Annotated in this window: 17 protein-coding genes; 12 read left to right on the forward strand and 5 right to left on the reverse strand. The window is 40.0% G+C overall.

Annotated elements, in window-relative coordinates:
• Positions 1–12 precede the first annotated feature (12 nt).
• The 4 genes from msrB to DRF67_RS04735 all read left to right on the forward strand — a co-directional run bounded on the left by msrB (position 13) and on the right by DRF67_RS04735 (position 2273).
• Entirely contained in the window at positions 13–459 is a 447-nt protein-coding gene (gene msrB, locus DRF67_RS04720) for a peptide-methionine (R)-S-oxide reductase MsrB (RefSeq protein ID WP_394337862.1), read from the forward strand.
• A gap of 18 nt (positions 460–477) precedes the next feature.
• Positions 478–849 (forward strand): DUF7079 family protein, encoded by a 372-nt coding sequence (locus DRF67_RS04725; RefSeq protein ID WP_115927187.1) that lies wholly within the window; start codon positions 478–480, stop codon positions 847–849.
• A 108-nt stretch (positions 850–957) separates the two neighbouring features.
• Positions 958–1713, forward strand: a complete 756-nt coding sequence (locus DRF67_RS04730) for a murein L,D-transpeptidase catalytic domain family protein (protein WP_115927188.1) — start codon at positions 958–960, stop codon at positions 1711–1713.
• A gap of 116 nt (positions 1714–1829) precedes the next feature.
• Positions 1830–2273 (forward strand): cupin domain-containing protein, encoded by a 444-nt coding sequence (locus tag DRF67_RS04735; protein WP_228435734.1) that lies wholly within the window; start codon positions 1830–1832, stop codon positions 2271–2273.
• A 317-nt stretch (positions 2274–2590) separates the two neighbouring features.
• On the opposite strand, the gene fabF is transcribed toward DRF67_RS04735, so the two are convergent.
• The 5 genes from fabF to DRF67_RS04760 all read right to left on the reverse strand — a co-directional run bounded on the left by fabF (position 2591) and on the right by DRF67_RS04760 (position 7400).
• Positions 2591–3832, reverse strand: a complete 1242-nt coding sequence (gene fabF, locus DRF67_RS04740) for a beta-ketoacyl-ACP synthase II (RefSeq protein ID WP_115927189.1) — start codon at positions 3830–3832, stop codon at positions 2591–2593.
• A 191-nt stretch (positions 3833–4023) separates the two neighbouring features.
• Positions 4024–5292 carry an acetyl-CoA C-acetyltransferase gene (locus DRF67_RS04745; protein WP_115927190.1) on the reverse strand — a complete coding sequence of 423 codons (1269 nt, stop codon included), beginning with the start codon at positions 5290–5292 and terminating at the stop codon, positions 4024–4026.
• Positions 5293–5303: 11 nt separating this feature from the next.
• On the reverse strand, positions 5304–5906 hold the full coding sequence (locus DRF67_RS04750) for a TetR/AcrR family transcriptional regulator (protein WP_115927191.1): 603 nt from the start codon (positions 5904–5906) through the stop codon (positions 5304–5306).
• Positions 5907–6027: 121 nt separating this feature from the next.
• Positions 6028–6447 carry an OsmC family protein gene (locus DRF67_RS04755; protein ID WP_077413428.1) on the reverse strand — a complete coding sequence of 140 codons (420 nt, stop codon included), beginning with the start codon at positions 6445–6447 and terminating at the stop codon, positions 6028–6030.
• 86 nt (positions 6448–6533) lie between these two features.
• Positions 6534–7400 carry a helix-turn-helix domain-containing protein gene (locus DRF67_RS04760; RefSeq protein ID WP_115927192.1) on the reverse strand — a complete coding sequence of 289 codons (867 nt, stop codon included), beginning with the start codon at positions 7398–7400 and terminating at the stop codon, positions 6534–6536.
• Positions 7401–7600: 200 nt separating this feature from the next.
• On the opposite strand from DRF67_RS04760, the gene DRF67_RS04765 reads away from it, so the two are divergent.
• The 8 genes from DRF67_RS04765 to DRF67_RS04800 all read left to right on the forward strand — a co-directional run bounded on the left by DRF67_RS04765 (position 7601) and on the right by DRF67_RS04800 (position 22212).
• Positions 7601–8479 carry an AraC family transcriptional regulator gene (locus DRF67_RS04765; RefSeq protein WP_115927193.1) on the forward strand — a complete coding sequence of 293 codons (879 nt, stop codon included), beginning with the start codon at positions 7601–7603 and terminating at the stop codon, positions 8477–8479.
• A 364-nt stretch (positions 8480–8843) separates the two neighbouring features.
• Positions 8844–11807, forward strand: coding sequence for a SusC/RagA family TonB-linked outer membrane protein (locus DRF67_RS04770; RefSeq protein ID WP_115927194.1), 2964 nt, complete (start codon positions 8844–8846; stop codon positions 11805–11807).
• 10 nt (positions 11808–11817) lie between these two features.
• Positions 11818–13443, forward strand: coding sequence for a SusD/RagB family nutrient-binding outer membrane lipoprotein (locus DRF67_RS04775; RefSeq protein WP_115927195.1), 1626 nt, complete (start codon positions 11818–11820; stop codon positions 13441–13443).
• Between the two features lie 148 nt (positions 13444–13591).
• Positions 13592–14893: an MFS transporter gene (locus tag DRF67_RS04780; protein WP_115927196.1), complete on the forward strand. Its 1302-nt coding sequence runs from the start codon at positions 13592–13594 to the stop codon at positions 14891–14893.
• 31 nt (positions 14894–14924) lie between these two features.
• A complete protein-coding gene (locus DRF67_RS04785) occupies positions 14925–15896 on the forward strand; it encodes a glycoside hydrolase family 130 protein (RefSeq protein WP_115927197.1) in 972 nt (323 codons plus the stop codon).
• Positions 15897–16016: 120 nt separating this feature from the next.
• Positions 16017–18248 (forward strand): GH92 family glycosyl hydrolase, encoded by a 2232-nt coding sequence (locus DRF67_RS04790; RefSeq protein WP_115927198.1) that lies wholly within the window; start codon positions 16017–16019, stop codon positions 18246–18248.
• Between the two features lie 32 nt (positions 18249–18280).
• Entirely contained in the window at positions 18281–19708 is a 1428-nt protein-coding gene (locus tag DRF67_RS04795) for a glycoside hydrolase family 125 protein (RefSeq protein ID WP_115927199.1), read from the forward strand.
• Between the two features lie 107 nt (positions 19709–19815).
• Positions 19816–22212: an endo-beta-N-acetylglucosaminidase H gene (locus DRF67_RS04800; protein ID WP_115927200.1), complete on the forward strand. Its 2397-nt coding sequence runs from the start codon at positions 19816–19818 to the stop codon at positions 22210–22212.
• Positions 22213–22285 lie beyond the last annotated feature (73 nt).

Here is a 22285-nt window from a genome sequence, read left to right on the forward strand (position 1 = left end):
AAAACCTCTTCTATGGAAAATAAAGAAGCAAAAAACAATCCATATTATTCCAGAACCGATACAACAAAGCTGAATATTGCTAATGAGGAATGGAAAAAAATCCTGGCTCCGGACCTGTATGCTATTGCCCGGGAGGCTGCTACTGAGAGAGCTTTTACAGGAAAATATAATGAATTTGATGAGGTGGGAGATTATTACTGTGCGGTCTGCGGTCATCATCTTTTCCGTTCTACCTCAAAATTTGCGAGCAGCTGCGGCTGGCCGAGCTTCTTTGAAGCTGATAAAGAAGGTGTTTATTACGTAAGAGACCAATCCTATGGAATGGATAGGGTAGAGGTACTGTGCAAAAGATGTGATTCCCACCTAGGACATGTTTTCGATGACGGCCCGAAGCCTACAGGCTTAAGATATTGCATGAATTCTGTAAGCCTGGAGTTTGTTGCTGATTCAGAAAAATAAGACCATTAATAACATTTTATGACGGAAAAGAATCTGGAAGAGCGAAAACTGATCTGGGTGGCTTTGTCAGAACTGTATCTGGACATTGAACTTCAGGAGTCAGACTTGAGGTATATGGCAAGGATCTTTCTGGAGAGCCCTTTCGATCTTAATAAAATAAAGTTGATTGACCGCGATGAAGTTTTTCCTGTTCTCTTTTCCAATCTGCTGAACCCCACAGGCGAATGGGGATTCAATGAGAAAAGGTTGGCTGAAAGTATTGTGAGCTGGATGGAAAAAAGAAGTAAACTGGATATCCTTGCCGTTCATTGTGTATACCCTTTATACAGTAGGGTAAATAGGAGTTATTGGAAAAAAATAGAAAAGGTTTATAATCAGGCAGATGGCTAGCGTACCGTTAAAGTTTCTTAAATAGCGTTAAACTTTTTGGAGTTATAACCCCTTGGTAATTATGTTTTTATAATTTTGCCCCACTAATTTGGAATTATATATTATTGAATGAAAGGATTTTATAGCGTATTAGGCCTTGTTTACATGGTAACGACTTCATTCTATCTTTCTCCGGGTGTGGCGGTAAAGAGTAAGAATGTGAATACTACAAAAATTGTAAAAGTAGCTGACACGGAATCTGGGAAGACTAAAGCCGTTTTATCTTCATCAGAAGCATTATACCAATCAATTGCATTTGAAGCAGGACATGAATTGAATTATGAAGTGTTTTCAAAAGCGTTGACAGGGTTTGAAAATCTAAAGAAAGCAGGATTGCTTAACGGGGATTCGCATTTATTAACCATCTGCGATTTTTCTATGTCTTCCAACATGAAAAGACTTTGGGTAATTGACCTGGATGACAAGAAAGTTCTGTTTAACTCATTGGTGGCACACGGAAAGAATACAGGCGAAGAATTTGCAACGAATTTTTCTAACACGGAAAGTTCGTTACAGAGCAGCTTAGGATTTTATATCACGGATGCAACCTACCAGGGTGACAACGGATACTCTCTGAAACTGTTGGGTATGGACAAAGGATTTAATGATGCCGCTTACAGAAGAGCTATTGTAATGCATGGCGCTAATTATGTAAGTGATGAATTTGCAACGATGCATAAAAGAATCGGAAGAAGTTGGGGATGCCCTGCAGTGCCGAGAGCACTTACGCAACCAATCATTAATACCATAAAAGGAAGAAACCTCCTGTTCATTTATTATCCTGATCAGAACTATCTTTCCTCTTCGGAATGGTTAAAAGCATAAGAAAAAGCAGTCCCGGTGACTGCTTTTTTATTTTTAAATATATTGTAAGGACGACCTGCGTTTTTGAACTTTTGTATACTTTTGTCCGAGTAGGCTGATTTTAAAGCCCGGCAGCAATGACCATCAGAATTATGAGTTTAGAATATAAAAATAACCAGCATATGACAATGTCATCAAAAGAATCTACAGGATTTGTACCCGCTATACGATTAATAAGTAATCCTGATGGTTCATGTGCTTTTGAAAAAGGGAAAATGCCGACCCTTACTCATATTGGTATTAACGTATTCTGGGTCAGCAACCAAACGGAAGAATGGGAAAAAAATACACATGCTGCACCACGAAAGCAATATGTGGTTACCATTAAGGGAAAGGTTAGATTTAAAGTGACGGACGGGTCGACATTTGTGATTGAACCGGGTATTATTCTTCTGGCAGAAGATACTGAAGGAGCGGGGCATAGCTGGGATTTAACAGAGGGTAATGAATGGATAAGACTCTATATCCCGATGGGAGAAGATGCTGATGATTTTTTCATTTCCGATGACGGAATATATTAAGCTTAATAATCTCCCGCAGATTCCACAGATTTCGCAGAAGTTTGTGTTGGAGGTAAATGATGAAATCTACATTTCTGCTTAATCAGCGAGATTAAGAAAAGTCTGTGCCTTATATAATAATTTTCTTGGGTAGCTTAATAATTTCCCGCAGATTCCACAGATTTCGCAAATGTTTGTGTTGGAGTGTAAAGGATGAAATCTGCATTATCGGCTCAGTCTGCGAGAGTAAGAAAAAATCTGTGGTATCTCTCAATAAAACGAAAAATCTCTGCATGAATGATTATCATACAGAGATTTACAGATGTTTTTATTTCAGATTAGCTGAACTTCTTAAAAACCACAGTGGCATTATGCCCTCCAAAACCGAAAGCATTACTCAATGCAAAATTGATTTCTTTCTCTTTTGCTTCTCCAAAAACAATATTAATATCCTGTGGAATATTGTTATCAATGCTGTGAAGATTAATGGTTGGTGGAATAATCCCATTTTGAATCGCTTTAATAGACAGAATGGCTTCAACGGCACCCGCTGCACCCAATAAATGTCCCGTCATGGATTTAGTTGCGCTGATATCCAGATTTTTATTTCCTTTAAAAGCATTGTTAATGGCCTTCAGTTCAATCAGGTCACCCAATGGTGTTGAAGTAGCATGTGGATTAATATAATCGATATCTTCCATATTTGCTCCGGCTTCTTTTACTGCCAGTTGCATGGCTTTGATAGCGCCAGCGCCTTCCGGATGAGGAGCAGTCATGTGGTAAGCATCGGCAGTCATCGCTGCACCTGCTAATTCGGCATAGATTTTTGCTCCTCTTGCTTTGGCATGTTCGTATTCTTCAAGGATAAGCGCTCCCGCACCTTCTCCCATCACAAAACCATCTCGTTCGGCATCATAGGGACGGCTGGCTGTGGCGAAATCATCGTTTCTGGTAGACATTGCCTTCATGATTGAAAAACCTCCGATGGAAGCTGGACTGATTGCCGCTTCAGAACCTCCGCTTACTATGACTTTGGCTTTTCCCAGTCGGATGTAATTGAAAGCATCCATCAGTGCCGTATTTCCTGTTGCACAAGCAGAAACCGTGGTATAATTGATTCCCTGCAGTCCATACTTCATGGATATCATTCCCGAAGCCATATTGGCGATGAACTTAGGAACAAAAAAAGGATTGAAACGTGGTGTTCCATCACCGGCAGCAAAGTTCATGACTTCGCTTTCGAAAGTCCACATTCCGCCTTGCCCTGTTCCCCAGATCACACCGGTATCGAACGGATCCATTTTTTCCAGTTCGAGCCCAGAATCCTGAATGGCTTCTGCAGAGGCATACAAGGCATATTGGGTAAACAGGTCACTCCTTTTAATTTCGTTATGGCTAAGGTGGGCTTTTGGATCGAAGTCTTTGATCTCACAGGCAAAATTGACCTTAAATTTTTCTGTATCGAAATGAGTGATTAATCCCGCTCCGCTAATTCCTTTAACACTGTTTTGCCAAAATTCTTCAACATTATTTCCCAAAGGCGTCACTGCGCCTAATCCTGTAATGACAACTCTTTTCATACTTAGTTATTAATTTTAAATAGATTAGATTTCATAAGGTAAACCCTGTTTACCTATGCTCCATTGTACTCCTTTTATATTTCACTTGCATTAAGCATGCAATATTATCAATTTTCTTTCTCAGGAGACGAATAATTGGATGTATTATTTATTGCATAGCGAAAATAATTGCCTATGCAGGTCATTATGGCTTATTTCTCAAGAATCATGGTGACTCCCTGGCCCCGTGCTGCACAGATTGAAATAAAACCTTTGCCGCTGCCCTTTTGATGGAGCAGTTTAGCTAAGGTTGCAATAATTCTTCCTCCTGTTGCTGCAAAAGGATGAGCGGCTGCAAGGCTACCTCCTTTCACATTCAGCTTGGTGCGGTCTATCGTGCCCAGGGCTTTTTCCAATCCGAAACTTTTGGCGAGATCTTCATTTTCCCAGATTTTAATTGTAGCTAAAACCTGCGCTGCAAAAGCTTCATGAATTTCGTAATAGTCAAAGTCTTCAAGGCTCATTCCCGCTTTCTTTAGCATTCTTTCTGCTGCAAAAACAGGAGCCAGAAGCAGGTTTTGTTGATTTTCAACATATTCAATTCCTGCAACTTCAGAAAAAGTAATATAAGCAAGAACTGGAAGATTATGGGCTCTGGCCCATTCTTCACTGGCTAATAAAACAGCTGAAGCACCATCCGTAAAAGGGGTAGAGTTTCCGGCAGTAAGCGTTCCGTTTTGTTTATCAAAAGCAGGTTTCAGCTGTGAAAGCTTTTCGAGACTGGTATCACGACGAAGGTTGTTATCCTTTTCCAGCCCGAAAGCAGGCGTAATCATATCATCAAAAAAGCCTTCATCGTAAGCTTTCGCCATATTTTGATGGCTTTTCAATGCCAGTGTATCCTGCTCTTCACGGGAGATCTTATAATATTTTGCCGTTATTTCTGTATGCCCGCCCATCACGAGGCCGGTTTTAGGTTCCTGTCCTTTATAGGGAACAGGCATCCAGTCTTTAAGTTTTGGTCCCAGCAATTGCTTTATTTTTCCCAATGCTGATTTTTCTTTGTTAGCTTTCAATAAAGCTTTTCTCAATCTAGGGGAGGTTTCAAAGGGCATGTTGCTCATTGCTTCCACCCCACAGGCAATACCGCTTTCAATCTGTCCCAGAGCAATCTTATTTCCAATGTAGACCGCTGCTTCAATACCTGTGTCGCAAGCCTGCTGAAGATCACAGGCCGGCGTTGCCTGATCGAGAGAGGTATTCATAACGGTTTCCCTGATGAGGTTGCTTTCAGAGATATGCTTGATGACTGCGCCTCCGGCAACTTCTCCCAGAAGTTTACCTTTCAATTGGTGGCGGTCTATCAGGCCGTTTAGGGCTGCCAGCAAAAGTTCCTGGTTTCCCTGTTCTGTGTATGCGGTATTCATTCTGGCAAATGGGATTCTGCTGTATCCTACAATAGCCACTTTTTTTGTTTCCATATGATATATATTTAGGAAAGAATCGTTAATTCATGGTCGATCATATTTCTTATTTTATCCAGTGCCTGGTTAAGAAATTTTTCATCATCCAAAGTTTTTGAAAGTAGAATACCTCCTTCAATAAGCATAATAAATAATGATGCATACTCATCAGCATTGATATTTTGATGAAGCTCTCCACTTTCCTGCCCTGTTTGTATAACTGCTGAAGTTTTGGCAATCCAGGATTCAAAAGAATTTTTAACCTGTTTTTTCAAAACCGGTAAGGTGTCATCAGCTTCTGTTGCTGCATTCATCAGGGGACAGCCCCCATTTGAAAATACGGAACGCCAGTTTTTTTCGTAAAAATCTACAAAGGCATGAAGCTTATCCACTGCACTGAAATGCTGATCTCCAAAAGAGCGGCTCATTATTTTGCCCAGCAAGCCAGCATTGTATTTGTATGCTTCTACCGCAACCTGATCTTTATTTTCAAAATTTCCATAAATACTCCCTTTCGAAAGACCGGTAATCTCCGTAATGTCAGATAATGATGTAGAAGTATAGCCTTTGGTATTGAACAAAGTGGCTGTTTTTTCAATGATGAGTTGTTTGGTCTTCTCCGCCTTAGACATTTCGAGTATTTAAGTAATAATGATACAAATATACAAAAATATACCAATCGGTATATTTTATACTGAAATTAAATCTGAGTTCTGCAAGAGCTCAGATTTAATTATTTATATAAAGAAACTTTTATTGCTCCAGTGTAGCATTTAATGTAATTTCAAAGTTGAAGGCAGCACTTACCGGGCATCCTTCCTCAGCAATTTTTGCAAATTTCTGAAATTCTTCCTCTGAAATTCCCGGAACCTTTGCTGTTAGTGTCAATTCAGACTTGGTGATTTTTCCGATATTGGGATCGAGGGTAATCACTGAAGTTGTTTTCAATTCTTCCGGGTTATAACCTGCCTGTGAAAGTTCGGCATCTAATTTCATGGTGAAGCATCCTGCATGTGCTGCTGCCAGCAATTCTTCGGGATTTGTTCCTACACCGTCTGCAAAACGGCTGTTGAATGAGTATTGTGTTTGATTTAAAGTGGTGCTCTGAGTCGTCAGGTGACCTTTACCTTCTTTGATAGTGCCGTTCCAAACGGCTGTTGCGTTACGTCTCATAATGTTTGTTTTTTTGTTTTACTATGAATGATTTTGATGTTACAAAGATATATTTGTGCTTTACCGGATTCAATAGATAAAAAGACTTAAATGTTGTACTTTTTTCCCGAAGAGTAATTTTTCCTGAAAGAAGCAGGGGTGCTTCCTGTTTTGCTGGTGAATAGCCGGTTAAAGTAAGCGGGATCTTCGTATCCAAGATCATAGGCTATTTCTTTCACGGGTTTGTCGGTATAGAACAGCAGTCTTTTGGCCTCCAGTAAGATTCTGTTGATAATAAACTGATTGGGAGAGTCCAGATGTAGGGCCTTAAACTTATGCGTTAAAGTTTTGGGGGAGATACGAAGCAGTTCTGCATATTCTGCAACATGATGCTTATCCCTGAAGTGGATTTCAAGATGTCTGCTGAAATCTCTGAAAATATCCAGTTCATTTCCCTGAATTTGAATAGTTTTAGTATGTAAATGCTGACTTTTCCACTGTCGGGTTGCCCGGATGATAACCTGTTTCACATAGGTCCTTATCATTTCTTCCGCAGAAGAATCATTACCACTAAGTTCCTCTCTGATGTTAGCCAGTATATTTCTGATAACGAGGGCCTCAGTTTCACTAAGCTCCACGAAGGGAATTTCAAATACATTATGAAAAAGGAGGCCATCACAGGCTACTTCTTTATCATGAATCTGAATACAGTAAAAATCACGGTTATAATGCAATAGGGTAGATTCTTCCTTGCCCTTTTTAATAATCAGGTGCTGGTTGGTAATAAAGAATAAAGATGATTGTTTTGTGGTGTAGTGCTTAAAATCTATGGTAAGCTCGTATCCCGGAGGAATGAAAAAAACTTTAATGTCTGATCTGAAAAGGTCTCCGTCATACTCTTTCAGGTTTTCTTCTGAAATGGTTGTCAGTCCCAGTCTTTTATAATGATCCTCAAAAATAAGCTGTTGCGGCATACTTTAACTTTAGTTTAAAGATACAAAAAAGCATGGTTTCAGATAAATTAATTCCAGTAATACCTGATTTCTTCTGAGATCCATAATACATTCACTGCAAAAAAAGCAGAAATATATTTTTACATTGATATTATTTTATCAATTTTACAAAGATTTGTACTTCGAAACCTATTTGTAACCCTTTTTTCACGACGGCCTGCATGAGCGAACTAGAAAATATTCTGAGAGAAATAACTCCGCTATCTCCTGAAGACAGTTTTTTGGTATTTGACAGGATCAAAGCTTCTTTTGATTTTCCTTATCACTATCATCCGGAGATTGAGATCAACTTTATCTATAAGGGAAAAGGATATCGTAGAATGGTAGGAGACCATACAGGGGAAATAGGAAATATAGAGTTGGTCCTCGTCGGGCCAAATCTACCCCATTGCTGGGCCAATCACAAATGTAAGAACAGAAAGACGCATGAGATCACAGTCCAGTTTAATCAGGACTTTTTCAATCAGTCCCTGATGGAAAAAAATATTCTTAAACCGATCAATAATCTCATGAAAGATTCTATCAGGGGGATTTTGTTTTCTACAGAAACTGCTGAAAAACTAAAAGATTCGTTTCTCAATTTGTCCAAGATGAACAGTTTTGAGTCTTTTATAGAAATAATGAAAATTCTCAATGAACTGGCGGTGGCAGAAAATAAGATTCTTTTATCGTCATATAGTATAGAGCTTGAAACCTTTGCAGATAATGACAAAATGAAGGTTGTCCATGATTTTTTACATAAGAATTTTGAGAATAAAATAACATTGGACGATGTTTCTTCTTTGATCAATATGAGCAACGTGACGTTTAACAGGTTTATCAAGAAAAGAACGGGAAAAACTTTTGTTAATTACCTCAATGAAATAAGGATCAGCTATGCTGCCCGTTGGCTCATGGAAAAAAATCTTACTGTTTTCGAGATTGCCTTTGAAGCCGGGTTTAATAATATTGCCAATTTCAATAAAGTTTTCAAATCTATCAAAAAGACCACTCCTACTGAATTTAAAGAGCAGTTTAAAGGGGTTAAGAAAATCGAATAGTAATTTTTTTTAAGCATCAGTATCCGGCCCTTAGGTCCGGATTTATTTTTGTCTCAAAACATGCTTAATTCTCTTTTTTGTATCAGTTTGTATTGGGTGTAAGGTGTTGTTTTTTAATATTTTAAATCTTATAAATGAAAAACACTGAAAAAATAACATCGTTTTATGATAAAATAGTATTATATCTGACTGTTAACAAAATTTAGATTTGTCAATATGAATTAAATCTTAACGAAACTTTAAATTATCTGATACATAAACCATATAATATTGCTGAAAGTTAAAAGCTTTTTGTGTTGGTTTGTCAAGTACTATTCAAAGTGATGTGATTGATTTTCAATTAAATCTAACTAATCTAAACCTTATGAGAAAAGCAGTTATACCGGTTCTATTAGTTTTTGCCTTTTCTGCACATGCACAAGAGAAAAAAGCAGCCGACACCACTAAGACAACCGATATTCAGGAGGTCGTAGTCACCTCTTTGGGGATAAAAAGGCAGGCCCGCTCTCTTACGTATTCCAGTCAGCAGATTGGTGGAGATGAACTGACTGAAGTGAAAACTCCCAATCTTTTAAATTCCATCAACGGAAAAGTTTCCAATGTGCAAATTAATAGAACGAATGGTGTAGGAAGCTCTGTAAGGGTTATTATGAGAGGGAACAAGTCTGTTTCCAACAGTCAGCCGTTGTATGTGATCGACGGGATTCCCATCATTAATCAAACCGGAAAATCTACCGATATAAGCCAGTATGCTAATATGCCGGATCCGGGAGATGTACTGAGTTCGATCAACCCGGATGATATCGAGAGCATCAACTTCCTGAAAGGAGCGTCTGCATCTGCATTGTACGGTTCTGCCGGAGGTAATGGAGCGATATTGATTACTACAAGAAAAGGAAAGATAGGGAAAAGCTCTATCTCGTACAGTACCAGTTTGACGGTAGAACGTGCATACAGTCTTCCAAAACTGCAGCATAGCTATTTGTCCTATGATCCATCCGTACCGAATCAGGTTGCGGGAGATAATATTGAAAGCTGGGGAGCAAAAGGGTCTTCCAAGAATTATCTGAAAGATTTTCTGCAAACCGGAACAACATGGGTAAACAGCCTCTCTTTCCAGTCAGGAAATGAAAAATCTACCAATTATTTTTCCATTGGAAATACCACCAATAAGGGGGTTATTCCCATGTCTTACTTTGATCAGTATAATCTTTCCTTCAGGAATTCCAGTAAGTTTTTAGATGATAAACTAACATTAGACGCGAACTTTATAGGGTCAATACAGGATAGTAAAAACAGACAAACTCCTGGAGCGTCTTTCTCCCCATTGGTAAGTTTATACTGGCTGCCCAGAGGTGTAGATTTTGATCGATACACAGGGGATCAATATTCTTACCTGAATAAAAGCAGATTATTACCTGCTCAGGCTTGGTGGGAGATCAAACCTGATGGAACTTTCAAAGGAAATCCGGAGACCCAGAACCCATATTGGATTTTAAACAGAAATGCAGTAACGGTAAAAAACAAGAACGCATACAGTGCCATCACTTTATCTTATGAGATTAATCCTTGGTTAACGGCAAGGGTAAGAGGAAATTATAGCTGGAGTAACTCCGACAGCCAGCGTGAGATTTCTGCATTTTCTGCACCAAGTTTATTAGCAGGGGGTGCCAATGGAAGAATTCTAAAGAATGTATATGAAAATTCCTCTACCTATGGTGATGTTTTACTAATTGGTAGCCCTAAGCTGAGTGAGTCCATTTCATTAGATTTTACAGTGGGAGGAAGTGTGAATTCTACCAACAACAAAGTAACACAGATAGATAATGCTTATTTGGCTTATCCTAATTTGTTTACCTTAAATAATCTGCAGTGGAACGTAGACAGAAGTCCAGGTGACGGATATCACAATATATATTGGAATGTAAAGAAACAGGTTCGTTCAGTATTTGCCAGTGCATCTGTAGGATACAAAAATATGTTCTACATAGATATGACCTTTCGAAACGATTGGGACTCTACTTTGTCTTTAACAGGAAGAAGTGGATTTGATTACGAATCGGTAGGGGTAAATGCAATATTATCTTCAGTATTTAAACTTCCCGAAGCTATTAATTTCTGGAAAATTAGAGGTTCTTATGCGAGTGTTGGATTGGGGCTTTCTGCAAATACATCCAATGCGATGGTTGAATATTATAAAGCATATTCGTATGGAGTAGATGCAGGTACTATTGTTTATCCGAAGAGCTCATTTGTAACAGATCCTAATTATAAGGATTTATTTCCAAAGCCTGAGCTTAACAAAACTTTTGAAGCGGGTACCGAATTGAGAATGTTCAAAAACAAATTAAGTTTTGATTTTACCTATTACGATTCAAATGCTACCAATCAGTTGCTGGAAACAACTATTTCTTCTAATCTGGGAGGACTTCCGACAGGATCATACTTTATTAATGCAGGAAAAATTAGGAATACAGGTTTTGAATCTTCTTTATCGTACAAAGTTTTTGACGGTGAAAATTTCGGATGGAATGCTACGGTAAACGGTTCAGCGAATAAAAATAAAATTGTAGAATTATTTCCATCACGATTGAGTATTCCGCAAGATCAGCTTTTCTCTTTAACAGGAGGCGGTGAGTTTACAAAAATGAGATTGGGAGGATCTTTTGGAGACCTTTATGGGGTTAAATTTCAAAGAGATGATCAGGGGCGTATTTTGGTAGATGAAAACGGAGCACCATTAGCAACAACCGGCGTGCCCGGGTATTTGGGTAATCCCAATCCTAAATTTATATTAGGTTTTGGTAACTCATTTAATATTGGTAAACTGGGAATCTCTTTCCTTGTTGATGGTAAATTTGGTGGACAGGTATTGTCTTTGACAGAAAAAGCCAATGATTTATATGGGGTAAGCCAGAGAAGCGCTGATGCAAGAGATGCAGGTGGGGTATCAATACCCAATGCGGTTTACGCTCCGGGAACACCTCTGGCAGGGCAGGCTTATACGGATTTGACGGATGCAAAGACCTACTATAAGAGAACAGGGGGTGCAGGAGGTATCGGAACCGGTATTGATGAAGCATACATGTATAGTGCAACGACAATTCGTCTGCGTCAGGCAGCCATTTCATATACATTTGATATCAATGCAAAGTATATGAAAAATGCTACCGTAAGTCTGGTAGGAACAAACTTATTCTTCTTCTATAAAAAAGCACCGTTTGATCCGGAGCAAGTATCCGGCAATACTCCGGGTGGAGTAGGAGTTGATTCATTCGGGCTACCAGTTACCCGGTCAATCGGACTATCATTAAAGGCTAACTTCTAATCTAAAGAAAATGAAATTTAATTATATTAAAATATTAGCATTCGGAACCATAGCATTGTTTTCTGCTGTAGGATGCGGAGATCTTGATGAAATCAACCAGGAAAAGCTGGGAACCCCTGAAAACTTTTATGCAGATTATGCAGCAGTAGTAAACCCTATGAAATCTATGCAAAGAGGTTTGCAATCAGATTATCAATTGTATCCCAACTTAAGTGCAGATATGTTCAGTGGAATGTTCAGTACGGCAACCCAGTTTAACGGAGGGAAGAACAATATGAGCTACTTTATGATGGATGGCTGGAACAACAGAATTATTGCCAGACAGCAGGATATTTTTAATTATTCTATCATCATTGATGATGCCGCTAAAAATATCTATCCCGATGTAGATTTTACAGCAACATTTGCCGTAAAGAAAATATTGAGAATATTTACAGCAGCACGAGTTTCGGACAATCACGGTCCTGTAGTATACAGCAAATATGAAACGCCAAATCCTAATGGAGTGACTGATTTTGATTCTCAGCAGGATGCTTATAACTTTTTTATCAAGGATCTTGATGCATCGATTATCAATCTGCAAAAAGTTCAGAATATGCCTGTCACACAAAATGAGGGTGATAGAGCAGCATTGAAAAAAGCAGATCTGGTATTTGGGGGAAATATAGGGCAATGGGCAAAGTTTGCCAATTCACTGAAGCTAAGATTGGCCATGAGAATGAGCTATGCTGATCCTGCAAAGTCAAAACAATATGCTGAAGAAGCTCTTGCGTCATCTGCAGGTTTGATTACTGATAACACAGATAATGCACTGATCAGTGTTGGACAGTCAGAGTTGAGTTTTATTATTTACTCCTGGGGAGATTGTTTAATTGGAGCCCCTTTAATGGCTTATATGAACGGATATAATGATCCAAGACTTTCAGCGTACGCTATTCCGGCTACTGATGGGCAGGTTCAGGGTAAATATATTGGGATCCGCCAGGGAATAGATTTATTGAATGGAAAAACCACTTATGGAGGCTTCTCTCAGCCCCAGGCAAAATCTGCTAATGGAGATTATTTTTCCGGTACCAACGGGAAAATGAAATTGTTCACTGCTGCGGAAGGTTGGTTCCTTAAAGCCGAAGCTGCATTGAGAGGATATGCAGGAGCTGGAGATATTAAAACCAATTATGAGAACGGCGTAAAGCAGTCTTTTGGAGAATGGGGTAAAAGCGCTGATGTAGTAACCTATCTTGCTGATGCAACTGCTACGGAGGCTCCATATATTGATCCTAAGAATGCTGCCAATAATATTAACCTTGGAGATCCGCAGTTAAGTACCATTACCATTGCATGGAACAATGCGGATTCTCCAGAAAAGAAACTGGAAAGGATAATTACCCAAAAGTGGCTTTCCCTTTATCCGAACGGGCCGGAGGCATGGGCAGAACAGAGAAGAACCGGTTATCCTGTCCTGTTTAAAGTAAGACAGAATGATAGCGGTGGATTAATTAGTACTGATGCGATGATCAGAAGAATTCCTTTTACCAATGACACAAAAACTTCATTATATAATTACCAACAGGCTTCACAAATGCTTAACGGACCTGATACCGGAGGGACTAAGCTTTGGTGGGATAAAAAATTATAAATAATCAACATCGCTTATTATACAGAGGCATCTCAGAAGACAGATTTATTCACTGAGGCAGGAGGCCACAATCTCCAAATTTATAGTTTCGTTTTAGCCCGAATGAATTTTTTGAGATGCTCTCTTTTTTAGATCTTTATTTAAAAATATGGGAAACAACAACTCCGGAACCCGTCGGATTCAACCAATACTCTGGATATCCACCCTATACTTTGCGATGGGGGTACCCTTTGTAACCATTAATGCGGTTTCGGGGATCATGTACAAAGACATGGGTGTTTCAGATGCGCAGATCACATTCTGGACGGCTTTTGTTATGTTCTCATGGACATTAAAGCCCCTTTGGAGCCCGTTTCTGGAGATCTATAAAACGAAGAAGTTTTTTGTGGTGGTTACCCAGTTTGCCATAGGAATTCTGTTTGCCTTAATTGCACTGAGTCTGCCTTTACCGGATTTTTTCAAATACAGTATTGCATTGTTTGCTGTGATCGCATTTTGTGGGGCTACCCATGATGTGGTTGCAGACGGAACGTATATCGGACTTCTTACCAATAAAGAGCAGGCAAAATATATCGGTTGGCAGGGGGCTTTCTATAATCTGGCAAAAATTATCAGCAGCGGAGCGTTGGTGTATGTAGCCGGTGTTTTGGAAAAAACAAAAGGAGTTACCCATGCGTGGATGATCATTATGGTGATTTATGCCTTGCTGTTTTTTGCATTAGCCATTTATCATTATCTGGTATTGCCGAAAGAACAGACAGAAGAGAAGCGTAAGGATGCTAAAACCGCAAGAAATGTACGGAAAGAACTGCTGGAAGTGATTACCTCATTCTTTACCAAACCGAAAATCCTTTGGTGCATATTGTTCATTATCCTGTATCGTTTTGCAGAAGGTTTTGCCATTAAAATAGCCCCTTTGTTTTTTAAAGCACCGAGGACCTCAGGAGGTCTGGGGCTTTCAACATCAGATATAGGCCTTATTTATGGAACGTATGGTTCGGCAGCATTTATTCTGGGTTCTGTACTGGCAGGGTATTTTATTTCGGCCCGCGGACTGAAAAATTCATTGATATGGCTGTGTTGTGCGTTCAATATTCCATTTGTGGTCTATGCTTTATTAGCCCACTATCAGCCAGCAGATCTGATGCCTGTAGCTGTAGCCGTTGTTGTAGAATACTTTGGTTATGGGTTTGGTTTCGTAGGCCTTATGCTTTATATGATGCAGCAGATCGCACCAGGCAAACACAAAACAGCCCATTATGCATTTGCAACCGGTATTATGAATCTTGGAGTCATGATTCCCGGCATGTTCAGTGGGATGATCAGCGACTGGGTAGGATATAAAATATTTTTTATCTGGGTGCTGATTGCAACCATACCTGCATTTTTGGTAACGTTATTTGTCCCGTTTCCTTATTTTGAAAATAAAGAAGAACAATCGATCAATTAGTAACAAATTAAATAAAAGTAAAACATACTTTATGAAAGCTCAATCAGCAATGATCCCTTGGCAGGATCGCCCGGAAGGTTGTAATGATATCATGTGGAGGTTCTCCGAAAACCCGATCATTGACAGATATGCAATACCTACCTCCAACAGTATATTCAACAGTGCTGTAACGGCATTTGAAGACGGATTCGCGGGAGTGTTCCGATGTGATAATAAGGCCGTACAGATGAATATTTTTGCAGGTTTCAGTAAAGACGGAATCAACTGGGAGATCAATCACGAGCCCATAGAAATGAAGGCCGGAAACACCGAAATGATCGAATCGGATTATAAATATGATCCCCGGGTTACCTTCATAGAGGACCGTTACTGGATCACTTGGTGCAACGGATATAACGGTCCCACCATCGGAATCGGATATACTTTTGATTTCAAAGAATTTTTTCAGTGTGAAAATGCTTTTTTACCGTTCAATAGAAACGGAGTACTTTTTCCTGAAAAAATCAACGGTAAATATGCGATGCTGAGCCGCCCTAGTGATAACGGACATACTCCTTTCGGAGATATTTATATAAGCTACAGCCCGGACATGAAATATTGGGGAGAACACCGCTGTGTGATGAAGGTAACTCCTTTCGAAGACAGTGCATGGCAGTGTACCAAGATCGGTGGAGGGCCTGTTCCTATCAAAACCGAAGAAGGATGGCTGCTGTTCTATCATGGGGTAATCAATACCTGCAGAGGCTTCAGGTATTCGATGGGAGCAGCGCTGCTTGATCTTGAAGATCCAACAAAAGTATTGTACAGAACCAAGCCTTACTTATTGGCTCCGGCCGAATTGTACGAAATGACAGGAGACGTTCCGAATGTGGTTTTCCCTTGTGCAGCCTTAACGGAAAAAGATAAAGTGACGGTATACTATGGGGCTGCAGATACGGTGGTGGCCATAGCGTTTGGATATATTTCAGAAATTATTGATTTTATGAAAAAAAATTCAATCTAAAGAATAAGAGTGGCTGAAATAGGAAGATTTACTTAAATCCCTTTATTGTTGGGATCTTTATAATGGATTTCCTATTTTTAAACCAATTTTAAATTAAAAAACATCCTGATACCTTTGATCATGAAGAAAGAATTGCTTATTTGTTTTTTTACCGCTCTGGTTTCGATGGCCAATGCCCAGCAAAATAAAAATGATGTACTATCCTGGGTAGATCCTTTTATTGGAACAGGAGGGCACGGACATACATTTCCAGGGGCGACCACTCCATTTGGAATGATCCAGCTAAGTCCGGATCAGAATACGAAAAGTGGAGACTGGGATTGGTGTTCCGGGTACCATTACAGCAGCAAGACGATCATGGGATTCAGCCATAACCATCTTAGCGGTACCGGATGGGCAGATCTCGGGGATATTCTGGTAATGCCTACCGTAGGCCGGGTGAAAATGACTCCGGGAACGGAAGCCAATCCTGAAACAGGATATCGTTCAACCTTCAGTCATGAAAGGGAAACGGCATCACCGGGCTATTATTCCGTCATGCTTGACAGCTATGGTATTAAAGCGGAATTGACGGCATCTCCGAGAGTAGGTTTTCACAAGTATACATTTCCCAAAACTGAGGAAGCCAATATCATTATTGATCCTACTAATAAAATCTTCGGAAATATTTACCACACGCTGGTGAGTGTAGAAGGAAATAATAAAATTAAAGGATATTGCTACAGCAATGGCTGGGGTGGAAAAAGATTTGCGTATTTCGTGATGGAGTTCTCCAAACCCTTTAAATCCTATGGAGTCTATGCTGAAGGAAAAATTAAAAAAGATGAGAAAATTGCCCTTGCCAAGGATGCCAAAGCTTTTGTAAGATTCTCAACAGAAGACAATGAAAGCATTGAAGTAAAAGTTTCCCTGTCGCCGGTAAGTACCGAAAACGCACAGGAAAACTTTGACACCGAAGCTAAAAATATCAATTTTGCTCAAGCGAGAGAGACTGTGCAGAAAAGCTGGCGGGATCTTATCGGAAGATTTCAGGTGACCGGAGGTACAGACAGCCAGAGAAAAATATTCTATACAGGTGTGTATCATACTTTCATTGCTCCTAATCTTTATATGGACACCAATGGAGATTATGTAGCTGCCGAAGAAAATATGAACACCAAATGGTTTACCAACTACAGTACTTATTCCTATTGGGATGGGTTCCGGGCAACACATCCACTGCTGACGATCATGGATCAGAAACATACCAAAGAATTTGCAAATTCCCTGATCAGCAGATATACAGACCGTAAGGACCATATGCCGATCTGGGAACTGTGCGGATACGATAACTTCTGTATGTTGGGCTATCACAGTGTATCCGTGATCTGGGATGCCATTTCCAAAGGCGTTCCAGGGATTGATGCCGAAAAAGCATTCGCTGCAATGAAAGACGCATCTCTTACAGATAAAATGAGCAGCAGTGACGGCGGTGGCGGTCTTAATGACTATATCAGGCTGGGCTATACACCATCTGAAAACGGAGCTTCGGTTTCCGCCACTCTGGAGTATGCGTATGATGACTGGTGTATTCAGCAGCTGGCAGAGAAACTGGGAAAAAAAGAGGAGGCCGAGGTGTATAAAAAACGTTCCATGAGCTTCCTCAATACCTTCAATAAAGAAAATAATCATTTCTGGCCGAGAAAAAAGGACGGAAAATTCTTAGCAGATTTCCCGTTGAACGACTGGAAAAAACTGCAGCCACATTGGGTTTCCGGGAATATCTGGGCGTATGATTTCTTTGTTCCACATCAGATTGATGAGATGATGAATCTATACGGAGGGAAGAAAGGTTTTGAAGAAAAACTGGATAAGACCTTTACGGAGGAACTTAAAATGGAAGGTGAACAGCATGTGGACATTTCAGGATTCATAGGTTCTTTAGGATTTGGCGATGAACCCGGGCATCACGTTCCTTATCTTTACAACTATGCAGGGGTCCCGCATAAGACTCAGAAAATGGTAAAGTATATCCGGGATAATATGTATGCTGCAAAACCTGACGGAATTGTCAACAATGAAGATTGCGGACAAATGTCAGCATGGTATATTTTCTCTTCATTAGGATTTTATCCTGTTACCCCGGGCAAACCTGTGTATGCAATCGGTGCTCCGCAGTTTCCTAAGGCTTCTTTAAAGCTGGAAAACGGGAAAACATTCACGGTGATTGCTGATAAGATATCCGATAAAAATATGTATGTACAGAAAATGTTCCTGAACGGTAAAGAATACAAAAGCTGGGAGCTGAATCACAGCGATATTATGAATGGCGGCGAGCTGAGGTTCGTGATGGGAAGTAAGCCTGTAAAATAAAAGAATAAAAATAAAACGAAATAATAGTATCAATGGAAAGGAGAAATTTTATTAAAACAAGCGCATTGGCCGGTGCCGGATTGCTGTTTACCCAGAATGTTTTTGCAAAAAACCTGATCATAGACGATTTTCCTGTTGTCCGTGTTCCAAAAGATAAAAGACATTTTACCAGTGAATCTGTAGAAAGTGCTATCGCCGCTTTTAAAAAGAAAGTTAAAAACAAAGAACTGTCCTGGCTGTTTGAAAACTGCTTTCCCAATACATTGGATACTACGGTTTTTTATAGTGAAAATAACGGTAATCCTGATACTTACGTAATTACGGGAGATATTGATGCAATGTGGCTCCGCGACAGCTCTGCGCAGGTATTTCCTTATCTTCAATTCTCCAAAAAAGATGAAAAACTTCATAAGCTGATCTCGGGAGTTATTCATAAGCAAACCACATTCATCCTGAAAGATCCATATGCCAACGCTTTCTACAACGATGATAAAAAAATAAGCAAGTGGAAAGAATATGATCACACCGATATGAAGCCCGGTACCCATGAAAGAAAATGGGAAATAGACTCGCTGTGCTATCCCATACGTCTGGCTTATCATTTCTGGAAAGTAACCGGAGATACAAAACCGTTTGATGCGAACTGGCTGCAGGGCATTAAGCTTACTCTGCAGACCTTTAAAGAACAGCAGCGGAAAAAAGATTTAGGACCTTACAAATTCGAACGTACAACAGCATGGGCCACAGATGGAGTTCCTATGGGTGGGTACGGATATCCTACAAAACCTGTAGGTCTGATCAGCTCTATGTTCCGCCCAAGTGATGATGCCACTATTTATGGATTTTTAATCCCGTCTAATTTATTCGCAGTAGTCAGTTTACGACAGGCGGCAGAAATGGTTTCCCAGATCAAAAATGAAAAAACGTTGGCTCAGGAGCTTACCGGTCTTGCCGATGAGGTAGATGCAGCCATTAAAGAATACGGAATTTACAATCATCCTCAATATGGAAAAATATATGCTTTTGAAGTTAATGGCTTTGGAAGTTATAATCTGATGGATGATGCAAACTGCCCAAGTTTATTAGGCCTTCCATACCTGGATGCAGTAAAGGCAGATGATCCTGTATATGCCAATACCAGAAAATTTGTATGGTCAGAAAATAATCCGTTCTTTTTCAAAGGTAAGTTGGCAGAAGGCATTGGAGGACCACACATTGGATTGGATATGATCTGGCCGATGAGCATCATTATGAAGGCACTTACATCCAAAGATAAGAGTGAGATCAAATGGTGTATCAACACCTTACAGAAAACGCATGGAGGTACAGGATTTATGCATGAATCTTTCCATAAGGACAATGATAAAAAGTTTACCAGAGAATGGTTTGCCTGGGCCAATACCTTATTTGGTGAGCTCTTATGGAAAACCTTTAACGAGAACCCTGATCTTCTGACATAATCGCCGGTTTTATATGGTCCCTTACATCAGGTATTTTTCTGCACAGGAATGATATCAGGGGATAGCTATATAAAATTTTAACATCAAAACATCAAAATAATTATACCATGAAAAAAAAATCCTTTTTTATTACACTGATGGCGCTCGCGCTGCAGTCAGGCTCCCTGCTCAAGGCACAACAGCTTGACCCCGTAGGAGTATGCTACGTAGAGGTGAACAACAACAACATGCTGAATGCGGGGTCTTATACCCTCCAGAACAGTAACAAACAGCTTTTTGATATTGCTATTATCTTTGCAGCCAACATCAATTATGATGTTTCTAAAAGCAGGGCATACCTTTCCAGCAATAATAATGTTACCAAGGTATTGAACGATGTGAACACCTATGTAAGACCATTACAGCAAAAAGGAATGAAAGTCCTGCTGGATATTCTGGGTAACCACCAGGGAGCAGGAATTTCTAATTTTCCGAACCGTGAAGCGGCCAAAGATTTTGCATTGCAGGTTGCCCATACTGTTTATACCTACGGTTTGGATGGGGTAGACTTGGATGATGAGTATGCAGGATACGGAAATAACGGAACAGGACAGCCCAATAACAGCTCTTTCGTAATGCTTTTACAGGAGCTTAAAGCAGCAATGCCGGACAAGCTGATTACCTTTTATTACTATGGTCCTGCGACTTCGAGACAGAGTTATAACGGTGACCAGGCAGGAAATTACATTAATTATAGCTGGAATGCAATGTATGGAACATACAATGCTCCCAATGTACCGCCGCTAAATAAAACCAAGCTTTCCGCTGCCGCAACCTGGATCAATAATACAAGCACTTCCACACTATCCACCCTGGCAACCAATTCGAAAAACGATGCCTATGGTGTCTTTATGTGGTATGATCTCAATGGTGCGAATAATGCCAGCTACCTGAGTACAGGATCCAATATCCTGTATAATGAAAATACACAGCTTACAGGTCAGTTGTATTCATGGACGCAGGGGCAAACCTGTGATCCGCCATTAGGTCTTGATGTCAGCGACCTTACCGGGACTTCAGCTAAACTAAACTGGGCGTCAGGCGCTTCCCAAACTTATACAATTGATTATAAACCGGCCGGATCAGCAACTTGGATCAACGCTGCCAGCAACTACTCAGGAAACAGTATCGTCATCAATAACCTGACTTTAAATACAGATTACGACTGGAGAATACAGTCCAACTGTTCTTCAACGTTAACCAGTACTTATCTTTTCGCTCCTAGATTTAATTCAGGAAACGGATGTGCAACTCCTTCAGGTCTTACTGCCGGAAACTTCCTTGGAAATACAGCAAAGGTATCCTGGTCTGGAAGCGCAGCATCCTATAACCTGCAGTATAAAACTACTGCGGCTTCTACCTGGACCGACGTTCCTAATATTACATCCAATACCTACACTTTACAAAACCTTACTCACAATACCAATTATGTCTGGAAAGTACAGGGAGTATGTAACGGATCAACAAACAGTACCTATTCCGGAGAATCCGCATTCAACAGTGGTTTTGCCCCTGTTGTGAGTCCCGGAGCAAGATCTCTTTCTTTTAACGGAAGCACTCAGTATCTTAATGCGGGGCAGTTTAATCTCAATGGGAATGCCCTTACGTTTGAAGGTTGGGTAAAAGTAAATGCCTTCAAAACAGCCTTCCCTAATATTTCCTCAATTATCGGAATTGAAGTTGGTGATAGTAATTCGGCAATCCTAAGGTTGGGTGATGGAGGATTGGCCAATAATAAATTACAGTTTACCCTGAGCTTTGGCTCATCCCAGGTAAAGCTGAACGGAAACACAGGACTTAATCCAAATACATGGTATCACGTTGCAGCTACCTACGACGGGGCCAATATGAAACTGTATATTAATGGTAACCTTGATGCAAGTACTGCTGCTACAGGTAATTTCACTGCCAACGGAATTCTGTATATGGCAAGAAACTATGACAACTCGCGTACTCTCAACGGCTTCCTGGATGAATTCAGAGTCTGGAAGAAAGCATTGACCGCTCAGGAGATCATGGATAACAGATGCAGTGTAGCAGCTGGATCTACCAATCTTGAGGCCAACTGGAAAATGGATGAAGGAAGCGGTGCCGGAGCCTTGGATGCCACAGCTAATACTCATTTTGCGACGTTGATCAGCATGTCCGATACCAACTGGAAAACAGATGTAGGATGTCCCGCGAACTTATCTGTAAAAACAGCAAATGGAATTGAAAGATCCGAAGAGGCTGCTGTTTATCCGAATCCGGTAAAGAGAGGTAGTGATATTCATTTTAGAATTACGAATGATGCTGCCGTTGAGATTTCGCTGTTTGATGTTTCAGGAAAATTATCCAAAAAACAGAAGATCAACGCAAATAATAATATATTGAATACCCAGGATTTAACAGCGGGTACTTATCTTTATAAAATAATATCAAAAAATAACGAAGTAGTGTCTTCCGGTAAAATTATCGTGAAGTAAAACTTCTGATCATACAGTCATAAAAGATTAAAACAGACAGGCAGGGTATTTATATCCTCCTGTCTGTTACCTG

The sequence above is a fragment of the Chryseobacterium pennipullorum genome (assembly GCF_003384725.1).
Taxonomy (GTDB): Bacteria; Bacteroidota; Bacteroidia; order Flavobacteriales; family Weeksellaceae; genus Chryseobacterium; species Chryseobacterium pennipullorum.